Here is a 15,853-nt window from a genome sequence, read left to right as displayed (position 1 = left end):
ATCAGGTACGAGAGTTGGGGCGGGCGAAGCGATCACTCTAGCGGGACTCCGTCGCGAGGTCGGCAACTGGAGCGGCCGTAGTATGGCGGCGCACCATGGGTGGCAGTAATCGGCTTAGGGTGTCACTGATGTAACTGAGAAACAGTGAACCCATGCTTTGATCAAAGTAACCAGGCTGACAACTTCCGACCGCAAACACTCCCACCAGTTCGTCATGGCGCAAAGGAACCAAAGCCACAGAAGCAATGGGCTCGTCCCGATCCGGGAACAGGAACTCACGCTCGCTCTCACGAAACTGGCCACAGACTGCGCGGCTGCCTTCCAAAAGATTACCAAGGCGCTCTTGTGCATCCGCAGGGCTCACAACATGCAGAGCACCCTGAGAGTTTCCGAGCACATCCCCATCGGCAAACAAAATAACCGACGCTGCGTCTAACCCGAAGTCGCCGCGAATGCTGTCATCAATAGCGGATGCCATATCCATTAGATTGCGGGCTTCGATCACTTGCATCAACAGCCGCTTGCTCTTTTCAAACAAACGGTCGTTGTGGCGGGCAATGGACACCAGCTCTACAAGTTCATGGCGGAGCGTATCCCGCTGTTCGCGAAACAGGTGCACCTGCCGCTCAACCAAAGAGATCGCCCGGCCACTGTCGTGGGGCAGTGTCAGGCTGCGCAAAAGCTCATCCTGATCGACAAAAAAATCAGGGTTGTGCTTTAGGTACTCAGCCACGGCTTCGCGGGTGAGCTCTCCGGCCTTCTGGTGGGCCGTTTGGTCTGTCATTGTGCTCTCCTGGCTGTCGTCAGATCCGTTGTTTGTTTGGGCGGCTGGGCTTTCGGCGCCGGCTACCGCTTGAATCACTAGGCAGTCTCAACTGCCCTTCAAATACACTCGTAGCAGGCCCTTCCATCATAACAGGCGACCCCTCACCCTGCCATTCAATGACCAGCCGCCCGCCACGCAGTTCAACCTCCACTCGGTCATCCAGCAGGCCCCGCAAACGACCTGCCACCACTGCCGCGCAAGCTCCGCTACCACAGGCAAGCGTTTCGCCCGAACCACGCTCATAGACCCTCAGGCGCACCTGATTGCGGCTAACTATCTGCAAAAAACCAATGTTGGCTCGCGATGGAAATCTTGGGTGCTTTTCCAGACGCGAGCCAAGCTCTGACACTGGCGCAGAGTCCACGTCTTCAACCACAATGACCGCATGGGGGTTACCCATAGACACAGCACTGAGCTCAACGGGCTCCGCACCCACGTCTACGGTGTAAACGTCTTTGCGGCGTTCGGCAGCAAACGGAATCGCCGCCGGATTCAGCTCCGGCACGCCCATATTGACCACCACCATGCTGTCTTTAACCGCACGTAGCTCAATCACGCCACTGGCCGTCTGCACACGGATGATCTTTTTATTCGTCAGGCGCTGGTCGCGCACGAACTTGGCGAAGCATCGGGCGCCATTGCCACACTGCTCAACTTCCGAGCCATCGGCGTTGAAGATGCGGTAACGAAAATCCACATCCGGCAGCCCGGGCGGCTCCACAACCAAAAGCTGGTCGAAACCAACACCAAAATTCCGGTCTGCCAGTTCCCTAATCATTTCCGGGCGCAACCTAAACGGTTGACTGATGGCATCGATTACCATGAAATCATTGCCCAGCCCGTGCATCTTGCTGAACCGTAACAGCGGGCCCTGGTTTCGGCGCTGCTGGCCCGTATCCTGTCCGCCGCTCATTCTGGCAGGCAGTTTTCGGGCGCGAGCTGGTCCTGAATGGTTTCACGACGGCGAACTACGTGCACCTGATCACCATCCACCATCAGCTCAGGCGGGCGGTTTCGGGTGTTGTAGTTGGAGCTCATCACAAAGCCATAGGCACCGGCAGAGCGCACAGCTAGAAGGTCCCCGGCATTCAGCCGGAGGGGGCGGTCTTTGCCAAGAAAATCCCCGGTTTCACACACGGGGCCAACCAAGTCCCAGACCTTTTCTTCCGCGTCCAGATGGGGTTTTACTGGAACAATGGCCTGCCAGGCGCTGTAGAGCGCCGGGCGAATCAGGTCATTCATAGCGGCATCAATAATCGCAAAATTACGGTGCTCCGTGCACTTCAGAAATTCCACGCGGGTAATCAGGATACCGGCATTCGCCGCAATGGAACGCCCCGGCTCAAGAACCAACTCCAACTTACGGTCACCAATGCGTTCATCCAAAGCGCGGACATAGTCAGAGGGTTTGGGCGGCTGCTCATCGTTATAGGTAACGCCCAGACCACCACCCATATCAAGATGCCGGATATGGATGCCACTTCTTGCCAGTTCGTCGACCAGAGCCAAGACCCTGTCGAGGGCGTCCATAAATGGAGACACAGAGGTAAGCTGCGAACCTATGTGGCAATCCACGCCTTGAATATCCAGATTCGGCAGGGTTGCTGCGCGCGCGTAGACTGCTGGCGCCTCTGTGATATCAATACCGAACTTGTTTTCTTTCAGGCCCGTAGAGATGTATGGGTGCGTTCCGGCATCGACATCCGGATTCACACGAAGCGACACCGGGGCTTTAACGCCCAACTCGCCAGCCACCGCATTGAGCCTGTCCAGTTCGGTATCAGACTCCACGTTAAAGCAGCGAACACCCGCCTCTAGTGCCCTGCGCATTTCCCATTCCTGCTTTCCAACACCGGAAAACACAACCTTGCTTGCATCGCCGCCTGCACGCAGAACCCGCTCCAGCTCACCGGCAGAGACAATGTCAAAACCTGCGCCCAAGCGCGCAAGTACATTCAGCACGGCCAGATTACTGTTGGCTTTAACGGCATAACACACAAGGAGCTTGCGCCCCTTCAGGGCGTCGTCATAGGCTTTGTAGTGCTGTTCAAGAGCCGCCCTGGAATATACATAAGCTGGCGTACCAAAGCGCTCGGCAATGGAGGAGACAGGTACATCTTCGGCGTAAAGTTCGCCGTCACGGTAGTTGAAATGATCCATTTGATTCCTGATTCGTGTCGCGGTGCTGGTATCGGCAGAACTATTGCTCGTCTGGGTTGCGGTCGCCCGAGCGCTCGGTTTGCGCTTCGGCGCTGACGGGTTTACCGGCGACAGATCCGGATACATCCGGATTCTCCCGGTATAGCGGCCCTTTTTGGCCGCAGCCTCCCAGCGCAGTTGCCACAACCAGTATCACGATCGGCATGTTCACTGCCCGCATACTTGGCACCTTTCAGTTTATAGTAAGAATTCATATCGAGAGTTGATAATAACGAAAGTATACCTGACCCTCGCCCTGCACCGCGAGAACGACAGGCTATTGAAACGTGTCCAATTCACGGTTTAAGGCTTCCTCCAGAAAAGTGCGGTAATAGAGGTATTGGCTGGTCTGTATGTCGCGTTGATATACCCTTGGATCCAAGTCGTGAGGCAAGTGCACGTCCGTAAGATAGATTGGATAGCGGTCGCTGCTTTGGCGCAGCGAATGGATGTAGTGGGCAACCGCCCGAATTAGCTGGTCGCCGTATTGCAGCTCCGTAAACTCCTGCTCTGCGCAGTACAGATCAAAGCGAACACGGCTATCACCCTCCTGAATGCCGACGGCTTGCACTTCAAAACCCGGCAGCCGACCCCCGGCATCCGGTTGCGGTCGATATTCTGGCCGCCAAAGCCCGTTACTTACAACCAATTCGTAGCAACGCACTCCAGCCAGAGCGACGGGCACTTCGCTGGTGCGCAGCGTGCGGCGCTCCAGCAGATTTTCCAGAAAGCGCAGCAAGGGTGTCATAAGATGGCGGCGATTGGTGACCAGCTGAGTCCAACTGAACAATGAGCCGCGCTCATCAATCACCCAAATCTGAGCCTGCCCACTGCGAATAACATAAAAAACCTGAATGCTGTCTGGTTCGCTGGCTTGGCAGACCGCCCGCAGAGCCGGTTGATCCAGCAGCGCATGGCGATCAAACACAATGGGTAGATAGGTATCCCGTGGCTGGGCGAGGCAGTCCATCAGTGTGGACAAGCTTTCAAGCACTATAAATCCGGGCTCTGAGCTATTGAACTCCAGCAAGAAGTACCGGCGATCCATTTCAATAACATAACGTAGGGGATGCGGCCCGCTACCACCCGCAAAAAACTGGCGCAACACATCGGCAAACAGCTCGCGCACTCTACGCGCAATGGCGCCGCCATGTCCTCGGTTATGGCTATGCACGCTCATATCGGGAATGTTGTGGGGTGCCAATGCCACTGAGGCGAGCACATTCTTCAAACACTGTATTAACGTGTCGCCGGAAGCGTAATGCTGAAGACTAACTTCGTGCCAGCTATTGAGTGTAATGTGATCGATAGTAACAACCAGATTCTCTCGCCCACCACTGAAGCCCAGAGAATCGTGCCGGGCACTCAATTTGTGCAGCCCCAACTCTGTAAGATGAGCTTGCGGATCAACGCCCACATTGATCAGAAGAAGGTTACGCAGCGGGCGAACGCCACGGGCCAGAGCGTCGCGCTCTGCTGGCGGCACAGGAAAAGGCACAAAGCTTGCGAGCGCATCCAGCATTTCACGCAACTCACTGACCGAGGCAACGCCCTGCTCAGCACGAACATTGAGGCGGGTTGAACGAGTCAGCAAACCGTTGAAATAGCACCAAGCCACCAGCTCAGCAAGATTACCGGAACGCCTTATTGCCGCCAGCCAGAAGGCATCTTGAGGGTCTTCCAAGTCACGGTACAGCAGCCACCCCGATCCCGCCTCGCCCTGATCCGATTGATAGTGAAAAGCAAGATTCTCCTCTGCCAGCGACGGTGCCAACCCAGGGTTAACCTGCTCAATCTTGCCTGCTTTGCGCTGAAAAGCGGCGTAGAGCTTTCGACCAAGAAGGTTGAGATCATTAGCGCTAATCGCTGACTGCTCGTCATCATCGCGAGCCATTTTCGAAAGCAGCCGATAGCTGTGGGTCAGCTCCGACACCATCGCCCGGCGCAGGGAGGCAACCTCTTCCGCCCGCCAGCGCTGCCGATTATCCAGCAGCTCAATCTGCTTTTTCTGCCAACCCCAACGGCTTATCAGGTTCTGTAGCAACCCGACTCTCCAAAGGTCTGTCCCCTGCTCACCCCCACCTTCTACGCGAGTGAGCGGCAGCCCCGCTTTGATGTACAAACTGCGACGGACCAAATCCAGCCGCGCATCCGCGCCGGTCTCAGTTAGCCAATGTTCCAGTCGCTGGTACAACATCACGTAGGGGTCCAACGCATCCACATCGGTAACACCGCTGAATACTGCCTGCTTGAAAGCACGAGACAACACCGGTAGCTCTTGCGTTTGGGCATAGCATTCAATCAACAACAGTTTCAGAATCGACTTCCAGGGCGCATCAATTCCCTTGTAGAGCTGCCACACTCCCGCACCGAGAAATTCGGTGGTGGGTATAAACGGCACGGCACCAAAATCGATGTATTCGTCGCCCCGAATAAAACGACAATCCACCAGCCGGTTTACACAGTGCCGATAGTGCTGCTCCTGTTCTGAGGGGATCAACCACCAAAGAGGGTAACATCCGGCTAAATGTATACTGGTGCGGTAGAACTCATCCAATAAGAGGTAGTGCTGGGCACTACCGCAGCTCTCGCCGCTTATCTCTGCACGCTGTCGCCCTTCGCGCCAATCGGCGGCAGAAAAGACAAACACATGCAGCTCGATACCAAAAGACGACGCCCACTCCGCCACTTTCTGTGCCTTGCGCTCGAGACGACGAATACCCGGTTCCGGGAGGTCATCGCGATGGCACAACCAAACATCCAGATCACTGGCGACAGAATGGCCCAGAGTGCCGGGGCTACCCATCAGGAACAGCGCCTGCAAATCGGGCCGACGTTTGCCTTCGTCCCGAAGGCTGAAAGTCCGTGCCAAACGCCGTGCTGCGCCAATAGTCGCGGCATCCGGCTGATAGTGGCTCAGGCCATAGGGGCAATCCACATCCAGATAGCCGGGCAGTGCCGGGTGGTTTGTATGAAACACCAGAGGCAGAATTTCGAGTACCACCTGCTGCCTGTATGTAAGCGATGAGTGGGCTCGCTGCCAACGCAGTCGGTTAACCATGAGGAATCTGTCCCGCAGACGGCGCAGGGTTTTGCGGTCAATACCCTCATCAAAATCTAGGGCTATTGGTGTGGCATGGGCAGTCAAGGCAGCTCCGGGAGAGAGGTTCTTTCCGGTTTATTTATTAGTATGATGAACTCATCGTTGCAAAACCATCAGAAAAACAAAAGCGAAGTACGCTTAAGAGAATCCGAGGCCCTGCCCAGTGAAAGAGTTTGTCATACAGCGTTATCGTGCCGACACATCCACCGGTTCCGATCGTCAGACCCTGTTACGTGTCGACGACGAAGGTAAGGTGCTATTCGCTGACAACAATGCTGAGGCAGTACTGGGATACAACGCCAGCGAGCTACAGGGCGTTGCAGCTCATAAGATATTAGCCTCCAGAGAGGATGACCCTTTCGCGCCCGTGAACCGGCACCGCTTAGAGAGCGGGCAAACCGTGATGGTCACCTTCCGCCACAAAGAGGGTTTTTTCTACACGGCTAGCCTCTCATTGCGTGTCAGTATGCGCGATTCAGACGAAGCGGCCAGCGCCCGCATTACCCAAGAAGCAAGCTCTGCCATAGATCCCCGTCTGCTTCGTTACGCAGAGAGCGCCGCAGGCTTCGGTATCTGGGAGCTGGATATCGCCAGCAACCAAATTAGTTGGACAGAGGGTTTATACCGGTTGCTTGAGCTAAAACCGGGCACAGGCATTACACCTGAACAGGCCCTGTTTTATTGTCCAAATGGTCAGGACCGCGTTCGAGCTCTGTTCCGGCGATGTGCCCATACCGGAGCGCCCTTCACCATTGATTTAAACCTGATTACCGCTAAAGAAAAAAAGATCCGTGCCACTTTGAACGGCCGGGCTCTCAAAGTTGGCGGTAAAGTAAGAAAAATGGGTGGAACCCTGATTGATCGCACAGGCGAAATGCAAAGGGACCAAGCCCGCACCAGAGCTGAAAAAATTCTAAGCGCCACCACTGCAGCAAGCCCCGGGCTGATCGCAGCCGTGGATAAAAATCTGAACCTGCTGCACTTCAACACACCCTATGCCCGGCTATTTGCCAGTATCTACGGCGTGACACCCAGAGTTGGCGACAACCTGAGCCAGTTATTGAAAAAGCACCCCAATGAGCGGCATTTGGCAGAACGGCTTTGGCGGAGGGCTTTCGAACAAGACAGTTTCGTTGTCGACATGCCCATCACCCAACAAAGCGGTGAGTGGCCGGTGTACGAGTTTCATTACCAGCGCTTGACCGATCATCCAGCGGGAACCCGTAATGCCCACAAGGATGCCGACAAAGGCGAAACCACGGGCGCAGTCGTTGTGGCCAGTAACATCAGCAACCGCGCCAGCAACTCCGGTGACAGCGAGTACCGTTACCGGCACGATCCGGTAACCGGGCTTACAAACCGGAGGGAGTTTATCGCCCGCCTCCAGCGGAGTCTGGAGCAGAAAGAGGGCAAAGCCAGCGATACAAGTCTGTTGTATTTGAATCTGGATGCATTCGGGCATTTCAACAGCATTGCTGGCAACGGTGCTTGCGACCGCTACCTTAGGGAACTGGCTGGCACCCTCGATGTTCGCAGCCGTCCACAAGATACCGTATCGCGGCTTTCTGGTGACACCTTCGCGTTACTCATTGAAAACTGTACAGAGTCTGGCGCCCGTAAACTCGCAGACGACATTCTAAACGTCATCCAAAGTTTTGTTTTCGAGTGGCAAGGCCATCAATTGCAAACCACCGCCAGTGGTGGCTTGCTCATTATGGGCAAAAACACCCCTGCCGACCCCGAACAACTGCTGGGGCAAGCGGCAGATCTGTGTCACGATGCCAAAACATCCGGACGCAACCGGATCCACACCGCCCACGCATCTCGCCTGTCAGACAGCAACGACAGCAATGAATACGTCGACCAGATACGCAATGCTCTAGACCAACAGTCGCTGGTTCTTGAATTTCAGTCACTCAGGCCGGTTGCCAGTGTTACTTGGGGCGACCATATAGAAATTCTCTGCCGCATCCCCGGCTACCACAAGCAGGATCAACGGCTGCAGCCGGACCAGTTTCTTCCGGCAGCAGAGCGATTTGATCTAGCAAAGCGGCTGGACAGGCAAGTGATTCTGCAAACACTCAGCTGGCTGGACGACCACCGTCTGCTGGAGCCCAGGCTCAAATACTGTGGGTTCAACCTGTCTCTTGCCAGCGTTTTGGATGACACGTTTGCGGATTTCGTAGAATCTGTGGTCAGGGTTACAAACTACCCAACCGAAAGTTTCTGCTTTGAAATTCGCGAAGCCCACGCCACCCAATACCCTGATGAGGTGGCCGTTCTCTGCGACGACCTACACAGGATTGGTTGCCGTATCGCTCTGGACGGTGCGGGCGCCTCGGTGGAAAGCTTCAGCCTTGCAGCGAGACTGCCGGTAGACGTTATCAAACTCGATCGCACCCTAATGCTCAGGCTTGGAAACGATCCCGTTCAACAAATAATGGTGGAAGCTCTGCAGCGGATCGCTCAAGAGGCGGGAAAAATAACGGTGGCTACTTACATAGAAAACGACGAGATTCTCCGGAAGGTCCGCACTCTGGGCATTCACTACGGGCAGGGCTTTAGAATTGGCGCTCCCAAACCTCTTGCAGAGCTGAAGCCCGTGGCTGTTGATCTTTCCACGGGACGGATTGGCGGCTAAGCCCTGTGCTTATTGGCCTATAAGCACAGGGCTAGGTTCGCGAAGTCTGCCTTACAGCTTACGCGCGCGTGCGACAGCTGCCCGTACCTGATTCGGCGCAGTACCGCCCAGATGGTCACGGGCCTGAACTGAGCCTTCCAGCGTCAGTACATCAAACACATCTTCTCCTATTGTGTCGGAGAAGCGCTTCAGCTCTTCCAGCGTCATATCAGAAAGGTCCCGCGCTTCGGCCACGCCGAACGCCACGGCCTTGCCGACAACTTCGTGGGCGTCGCGGAAGGGCATACCCTTCTTGACCAAATAATCCGCCAAATCCGTTGCCGTAGAGAAGCCGCGTTTGGCCGCCACGCGCATGTTATCAGCCTTGGCGCGAATGGCCGGAACCATGTCCGCGTAGGCCTTCAGGCAACCCTTAACGGTATCCACGGTATCGAACAAGGGCTCCTTGTCTTCCTGATTATCCTTGTTGTAGGCCAGCGGTTGGCTTTTCATCAGAGTAAGCAAGCTGATCAGATGGCCGTTCACCCGGCCTGTCTTACCACGAACAAGTTCCGGAACATCCGGATTCTTCTTCTGGGGCATAATGGAAGACCCGGTGCAAAAGCGATCCGGCAAGTCAATGAAATCAAACTGAGCAGATGCCCACAGCACCAGCTCTTCGCTAAAGCGCGAAAGATGGGTCATCAGCAGGGCCGCAAAGCTGCAAAACTCAATGGCAAAATCCCGATCGCTGACGGAGTCGAGAGAATTTTCCGTGGGCCGGTCAAAGCCAAGCAGGCGAGCGGTCATGGCCCGGTCAATGGGGTAAGTGGTGCCAGCCAAAGCCGCCGCGCCCAGAGGCATCACGTTCACCCGCTTGCGACAATCTTGCAAACGCTCAGCATCACGCACAAGCATTTCATACCAAGCCAACAGGTGGTGCCCGAAGGTTACCGGCTGAGCTGTTTGAAGGTGGGTAAAGCCGGGCATGATGGTATCGGCTTCACGCTCCGCCAGATCCAACAGCCCTGTTTGCAAACGACGAAGCTCCTCCGCAATCACATCGATTTCATCGCGCAGATAAAGGCGGATGTCCGTAGCTACCTGATCGTTCCGACTGCGCCCGGTGTGCAACTTTTTACCGGTGATGCCAATACGCTTGGTCAGCTGGGCTTCAATGTTCATGTGCACGTCTTCAAGACTTACTGACCACTCGAAGCGCCCTGCTTCAATGTCTTCTTTCACCCCCTTCAGACCGTCAATAATACTGTCGCGTTCCTCCACGGTGAGCACGCCAACTTCAGCGAGCATGGTCGCGTGAGCAATAGAGCCAGTGATATCGTGGTGGTACAGGCGCTGATCAAACCCTACAGATGCGGTAAAGCGCTCCACAAATGCGTCTGTAGGTTCGCTGAAACGCCCGCCCCAAGGTTTTTCGGAGCTTGTGGCTTGATCAGGTTTTTTCTGGTCCGTCATGGGTTTAGCCCTATAGTAACATGTAACTTTTGCTTAAGCGTCTGTTTTTACGTGGAATTGTAAAAGTGACACTTTTTGCTATTTTTCGGGTAATTTTGTCCTCATTGTAACGCTTCAAGATTCTGGAATCGCGCTAAATATCGTAGGACGACTGGGGGTTGCCAAACATATCTTGGGTGGTGGCTGTTCGAACTCGGCATGGGGAAAATTTTCCTAAAGCCTAAAATCGTTCGTAAAGGTCGCAAAGCGAACGTTCAGATTTCGGAATAACGCTTGCAGTTGCGGCAGTTACGGAGCGCAGCGTAGTAAGTGTCCGACAACCTGCACTTGTTAGGCTCAATATATTTCGCACTCATAACTTGGTTCTGTAGCAAATTTATCTGGCACCCAGGGTGCCTTGTGGTTTAATTCGGAATATTTGCAGACATTCACATGGTCTCGGTGAATAACAGCAGATTGAATTAAGAGACCACCACAACGAGGTGAAAAATCGAATTTAAATAACCTCCCATCTGCACTAGTGATCTGCAGCTCGATTGCCGGGTTTGCTCCACATTGACCTCGCGCTGAGACCACACCCTCGTGTAACGCTACCTTTGCTTTTGTGTCATTCAGGAATTTGCACGAACGACGATGCAAATCGTAGCCGGCTGGTATTTCGTTCATTTCCATATGGGCCCAATTAACAAAGATAGCTGTGATCTTCATTTCCTCTGACGATGAATCACACGAAATTGCTATGGTCTCATTAACCTCGTCAGCAAATGCTGCTTTCACAAGACACAGACTCAGGATTAAAAATAAAACCTTATATCTCATATTCAAAGCCTAACGCTCGGCTTTGCGGCGCGCCGGAGCGCAGCGTAGGCGTGTCCGACAACAGCCGTTGGTTATGCTTTACCGGCCGAAGTTCACCGTCAAAATTAGCGCTTTGCCTATCTCCGCGATAGCGTCATTTCTTTTTGAGAAAGACGCCTCAGTTTCCGTAAGGTATAAAGCCACTATGATAGGCTGGCGCTCCGGTGGCCAAATTATGGCTGTTATAGATCGCGACCCGAAACCTCCAGCCCCAGTTCGATCTGCAACAATCCAACCTTCAGGTACAACAGCCCTAAAAAGTCCATCTGCAACCTGGTTTCTCTCAAGCCAGTCCCGTAGTTGATCTCTAGACTTTACAGATAATGCGTCGCCTAACAGCAAACTCTGAAGATTCTTCACCATCGCATTTGGAGTTGTGGTATCTCTTTGGTCGCTTGGTGCAGCCTCATTGAGTTCTGTTTCCCACCGATCAAGGCGTGTTACACCATCCCCCAACCCCCTGGCGAACGATGTAACTTGTGCCGGGCCGCCCAGAACTCGCAAAATTAAGTTTGCAGCTGTATTGTCGCTCATTGTCAGAGCGGCCTCACAAAGATCCGAAAGGGTCAAGGCTTGACCGCCAGCGTATTTCTCCGTGACAGGGGAGTAGGTAACGAGATCTGACTCTGAAAAACTCACCTTTCTGTCGAGATTCTCCTGTCCCGCATCGACCCGTTGAAGCAGGGCGGCACAAGCAAGCGTTTTAAACGTGCTGGACATCGCAAATCGCTGGTCGGCGTGATATTCCCAGTGCTGATCAGACTCCACATCATAAGCACTAAAACCCACCCGAGCGCCTAGCTCGTCAGCAATTCGCTCTACCGTTTTGATAAGGGAGTTATCATCATCAGCAGGTGCAATTGATGGAAATATCGCAATAAAAAACACTACAAAAAAATTTAAAACTGTTTTCATCAAACCAATTCTCATAAATCATTCAGAACCCGTGCCTAGCTCGGATTTCTCATGAGGGGATAAAAGAAAGCGGCTGAAAGTGCTATAGTTTCAGGACCTTACACCGTTCACCAAGCACCAACAGCCGCTATCCAAAATGGTACCTGAAAAACTGACCTTCTCGCCACTGTCTCGCCGTCAAATTGAAGCCGATTTCTCCGGTGGTCATATCACCTCCGATGCCGGCCTGCTTTTGCTTCGCGAAGTCGACAACCAACACCAGCTCACTCAGCGCCTGGCTACGGTGCTGGACGATGCCCGTAATCCGGTACTGGTTCGCCACAAGCTTCAAACCATGATCCGGCAACGGGTCTTTGGCGTAGCCGCCGGATACGAAGATCTGAACGATCACGAAACGTTACGCGCTGACCAGGCACTTCAGACCGCGACTGGCGAAGCGGCCATTCTAGCGGGCAAATCAACACTGTGCCGAATGGAGCAGCGCGTGGACCGGCAGGCCGTGGTCAAGGCCCACGAACTGCTGTGGCATCACTTCATTGAGCAGCACGACGCCCCACCCAAGGAAATCGTGCTGGACTTCGATGGCACCGACGTTCCGGTGCATGGCGACCAGCCCGGCAAGTTCTTTAACGCCTACTACGATCACCATTGTTACTTCCCGCTGTACGTGTTCTGCGGTCGCCATCTGCTGGTGAGCTACCTGCGCACCAGCAATCGAAGCGACAGCCGCCATAGCTGGGCCATTCTGGCCCTGCTGGTGAAGTTCATCCGGCAGTACTGGCCGGATACCCGCATCGTGTTCCGGGGTGACAGCGGCTTTTACCGTCCCCGATTGCTGAGCTGGTGCGACCGGAACAACGTGGACTATCTGGTCGGCATCAGCAAGAACAGCCGGCTGCTCAAGGAGGTAGACGTACCCTCGATGCTGGTTCGCAAGGCTCACAACGAACTGGGTGAAAAAGTCTCCGCCACCTACCGGTTCCAGTACCAGGCCCGAACCTGGAAACACCCCCGCTGGGTGATCGCGCGTCTGGAGGAAGGCGAACTGGGTGCCAACCCCAGGTTCATTATCAGTTCCCGTTACGACGACGGCGTTAAACTCTACTACGAGCAATACTGTGCCCGGGGTGACATGGAAAACCGGATCAAGGATCAGCAGTTGTGTCTGTTCGCAGATCGCACCTCCAGCACGCGGTGGTGGACCAATCAGTGGCGGTTGCTCCTGTCGGGCTTTGCCTACACGCTGTTCGAGCGATTACGGGCCCACTTGAAGAAGACGCCCTTCGAGAGAATGAGCGCCAGTAACCTGCGGCTGAAGCTGATCAAGGTGGGCGCGGTCATCATTCGCAACACTCGGCGCATACGGGTGTTGATGAGCGATGCCTATCCTTACAAAGACGAACTCTCTGACCTGGTGCGTCAACTGGTTCCGGGATAGAAGCCCGGGCTCCCCCGGCCCGACTCAATGGGGGAAAGGGGGCCGTGTGTCCGGACAACAGGAATTGATCGATTATTGATCAGTCACGGCCGCCAATGAGCGGTAATGGCGGTAACCCGCACAGTCTGCGAGACTTGCTGGGGACCTATGAGAAATCCGGGCTAGAGCTGCATAACGCCTGGCACAGCGGATCGCAAACCTGGCGCGGCTTTTGGTACAAAAGGCGTGACAGGTTTGCGAATCCGTTGCTGCCACTTGTTAACCCTTTTGCCAGATTTGGTACCTATAATTTATGTTAGAGGCGAAGTCTTGGGTAAAAACTGGCCTAAAATTGCTGGGGATTTCAGGAAAGTAAACATCACCTTCCGGCTCGATGTCTATTGTAGATATATGTAGTGTATCTACTTGATCGATCAGGCTTTTGTATATCTCCCCACCACCTGAAACAATGACATGATCCGTTATTTTCTTTAGGTTGGTTAAAGCATCTTTAATTGATGGAAAGATCAATACGTTCTCATTGTCAGATGTAAAACTTGAACGTGTTACGACCGCATACTTTCGGTTGGGTAATGCTCCCATTGATTCAAAAGTCTTGCGTCCAACCAACAGCCATTGGTTATAGGTAATAGCTTTAAACAGGAGCTGTTCACCTTTGGCACTCCATGGAATATCAGGGCCACTCCCGATAACTCCATTCTTCGATATAGCTACCATTAGTGATAGTTTCACAATTCTTCCTCAGAGGTTAACGCCCGCTTAAGTGGTGAGCAACGCTACCACAACACTCAATTATTACACCGTAAATACAAAAGCCAATTCAAACTAAAACCGCCAAACGTTGCGAATCCGTCTTAAAGCGTTTGTTATGTGCGTAGCCGAATCTTGCGCTTAGTCAGGAACAATGATTACCCCTAATTGCTCCAGTAACTGTTCCTGTTGCCACGAGCATATTTTTACACCCGTAAGATCAATCTTTCGAGGATCTAAACCATAAAGCTCTGAATGGCTTAAATCACAGCCTTGTACTCTAAACTGTTCCCAGCAGTCTTCCGAAAAAACACCACGGCTTAAATCTGATTCTTTAAATGAAGCGCCTCGAAGATTTGCACCAATCCATCTATTTTCGAACAGGTCACATTTTTCAATAAGCTGCTGCTCAAAATTGGCATAGGATAAGTTACAACCTGTTATGTATGCAGAACAAAAGTACATTTTATTCGAAACCTGATTTACAAAACTAACTTGACTAAAATTTGCTCCTTTAAGATCACAATCTCTCAGTTCAATACCAAAGCAATTTGCCCCCTTAAAATGGGACATTGAAAGCTGACAGTTTTTAAATGAAGCATCTCGAAGATCAGCATAAGAAAAATCGCACCCTTCCAATGCCCCCTGCTCTATGAAAGTACAGTTAATGAACTGTGTATCTCGGAGGTTTGAGCGCTTAAAATTACAATGTATAAAAGTACAATTGCTAAAGATATGTTCTTGCAAGTCCTGATGTGAGAAGTTCACTTGATTATATAATTGCTTTGATTTTTCCATGCTGTGGCTCCAAAAAACATTTGATTTGAAGACTATCATTTACCTGAAAGTTCTCAACAAAAACAAAACCAATAAAAACAGAAACTTAAAACACCCCGTTTTAGCCAAAATAAGGCATCAAAACGGCATTTTAAAGGTGACTAATTCGAAACGACCGATGCGGCCAGCCAGAAGAAAGTTTCAGTGAATCTGGCTTGTTTTAGAGAAAGCACATAACGCTTTTGTAAAAGGCGCGACGCCAGGAGCGTCCTTTTGACAAACTTGTTAACTGCCGCCTGCGCCATATGTAACCTTAACCTTATTCAGAAGACCCCAACTAGATTCAGCTTTATATTCAGAACCGTTCAAACTTCTCTCTATTCTCAGTTCTGTGTTAGAAACCCATTTTAAAGGAGGGGAGACATCCTTCGGTTGACCATCGATAATGTATATATTGCCGCCCTCATTTTCGAGCCTATCGCCAGAATTAATTATTGAAATCTGCGTGCTGAAACCAGTTGTTGCTCCACAATCTCTTTGGAAAACTACTGCTTTGCGCTCTTTATTGGGCGACACAATCTCTGTGTAAATTTCGTTCCCGCACATGTCGCTCGCTGCATAAATGAACAGCCCCGCGATTGCTAGCGGAAAGCCAACAATCAAAACACCGAAAACGGTAGCAACTTTTTTCCAAACTTTCATAGGCAGTTAACGCGAAGCTAAGCGGCGCCCTGACAAGGGCGTCCGGTGGACGGCCGTCAGGCCGGGAATGGACTTCCCCCAATAAAATGGACACGCCCCATCAGTTAATTCCCTCGAACTCTATCGGAGTCCGGTAACCAAGGCCACTGTGCAGCCGTTGGCTGTTATAAAAGCACTCTATATAGTCTT

The 15,853-nt window shown here is 52.8% G+C and carries 14 protein-coding genes; 2 read left to right on the top strand and 12 right to left on the bottom strand.

Annotation, left to right across the window (positions count from 1 at the left end):
• Positions 1 to 37: 37 nt before the first annotated feature.
• The 5 genes from FE845_RS16020 to FE845_RS16000 all read right to left on the bottom strand — a co-directional run bounded on the left by FE845_RS16020 (position 38) and on the right by FE845_RS16000 (position 6,173).
• Complete coding sequence (locus FE845_RS16020; RefSeq protein WP_200366882.1) at positions 38 to 784, bottom strand: DUF484 family protein; 747 nt, start codon at positions 782 to 784, stop codon at positions 38 to 40.
• Positions 785 to 803: 19 nt separating this feature from the next.
• On the bottom strand, positions 804 to 1,739 hold the full coding sequence (dapF, locus tag FE845_RS16015; protein ID WP_265092064.1) for a diaminopimelate epimerase: 936 nt from the start codon (positions 1,737 to 1,739) through the stop codon (positions 804 to 806).
• The gene (gene lysA, locus FE845_RS16010) at positions 1,736 to 2,986 is read right to left on the bottom strand and encodes a diaminopimelate decarboxylase (RefSeq protein WP_200366880.1); all 1,251 of its coding nucleotides are present in this window, start codon (positions 2,984 to 2,986) and stop codon (positions 1,736 to 1,738) included. Before lysA ends, dapF begins: the two co-directional genes overlap by 4 nt.
• A gap of 40 nt (positions 2,987 to 3,026) precedes the next feature.
• Positions 3,027 to 3,206: an LPS translocon maturation chaperone LptM gene (lptM, locus tag FE845_RS16005; protein ID WP_200366878.1), complete on the bottom strand. Its 180-nt coding sequence runs from the start codon at positions 3,204 to 3,206 to the stop codon at positions 3,027 to 3,029.
• Positions 3,207 to 3,302: 96 nt separating this feature from the next.
• A complete protein-coding gene (locus tag FE845_RS16000; RefSeq protein WP_200366876.1) occupies positions 3,303 to 6,173 on the bottom strand; it encodes a class I adenylate cyclase in 2,871 nt (956 codons plus the stop codon).
• 118 nt (positions 6,174 to 6,291) lie between these two features.
• On the opposite strand from FE845_RS16000, the gene FE845_RS18940 reads away from it, so the two are divergent.
• Entirely contained in the window at positions 6,292 to 8,769 is a 2,478-nt protein-coding gene (locus tag FE845_RS18940) for an EAL domain-containing protein (RefSeq protein ID WP_200366874.1), read from the top strand.
• 51 nt (positions 8,770 to 8,820) lie between these two features.
• Here FE845_RS18940 and argH read toward each other — a convergent pair whose 3' ends face one another.
• The 3 genes from argH to bla form a co-directional block, all read right to left on the bottom strand.
• Positions 8,821 to 10,224, bottom strand: coding sequence for an argininosuccinate lyase (argH, locus tag FE845_RS15990; protein WP_200366872.1), 1,404 nt, complete (start codon positions 10,222 to 10,224; stop codon positions 8,821 to 8,823).
• A 336-nt stretch (positions 10,225 to 10,560) separates the two neighbouring features.
• Positions 10,561 to 11,043, bottom strand: a complete 483-nt coding sequence (locus FE845_RS15985; RefSeq protein WP_200366870.1) for a hypothetical protein — start codon at positions 11,041 to 11,043, stop codon at positions 10,561 to 10,563.
• A 78-nt stretch (positions 11,044 to 11,121) separates the two neighbouring features.
• Positions 11,122 to 12,006 carry a class A beta-lactamase gene (bla, locus tag FE845_RS15980; RefSeq protein ID WP_373296682.1) on the bottom strand — a complete coding sequence of 295 codons (885 nt, stop codon included), beginning with the start codon at positions 12,004 to 12,006 and terminating at the stop codon, positions 11,122 to 11,124.
• A 127-nt stretch (positions 12,007 to 12,133) separates the two neighbouring features.
• Here bla and FE845_RS15975 point away from each other — a divergent pair, with 127 nt between their 5' ends.
• Positions 12,134 to 13,435, top strand: a complete 1,302-nt coding sequence (locus FE845_RS15975; RefSeq protein ID WP_091812234.1) for an IS1380-like element ISMaq4 family transposase — start codon at positions 12,134 to 12,136, stop codon at positions 13,433 to 13,435.
• A gap of 258 nt (positions 13,436 to 13,693) precedes the next feature.
• On the opposite strand, the gene dfrA1 is transcribed toward FE845_RS15975, so the two are convergent.
• From dfrA1 to FE845_RS19040, 4 genes are all read right to left on the bottom strand, one after another.
• Positions 13,694 to 14,167 carry a trimethoprim-resistant dihydrofolate reductase DfrA1 gene (dfrA1, locus tag FE845_RS15970; RefSeq protein WP_045340211.1) on the bottom strand — a complete coding sequence of 158 codons (474 nt, stop codon included), beginning with the start codon at positions 14,165 to 14,167 and terminating at the stop codon, positions 13,694 to 13,696.
• Between the two features lie 159 nt (positions 14,168 to 14,326).
• Positions 14,327 to 14,983, bottom strand: a complete 657-nt coding sequence (locus tag FE845_RS15965) for a quinolone resistance pentapeptide repeat protein QnrVC1 (RefSeq protein WP_000415714.1) — start codon at positions 14,981 to 14,983, stop codon at positions 14,327 to 14,329.
• 264 nt (positions 14,984 to 15,247) lie between these two features.
• Entirely contained in the window at positions 15,248 to 15,664 is a 417-nt protein-coding gene (locus FE845_RS15960; protein WP_200366868.1) for a hypothetical protein, read from the bottom strand.
• Between the two features lie 100 nt (positions 15,665 to 15,764).
• Positions 15,765 to 15,845, bottom strand: a complete 81-nt coding sequence (locus FE845_RS19040) for a hypothetical protein (protein ID WP_413785088.1) — start codon at positions 15,843 to 15,845, stop codon at positions 15,765 to 15,767.
• Positions 15,846 to 15,853: the final 8 nt, after the last annotated feature.

Origin of the sequence: Marinobacter sp. 1-4A (genome assembly GCF_016597725.1) — a bacterium.
Classification (GTDB): Bacteria; Pseudomonadota; Gammaproteobacteria; order Pseudomonadales; family Oleiphilaceae; genus Marinobacter.
Note: the sequence above shows the minus strand (reverse complement) of the source record. Positions and strands in the feature narration are given on the sequence as shown.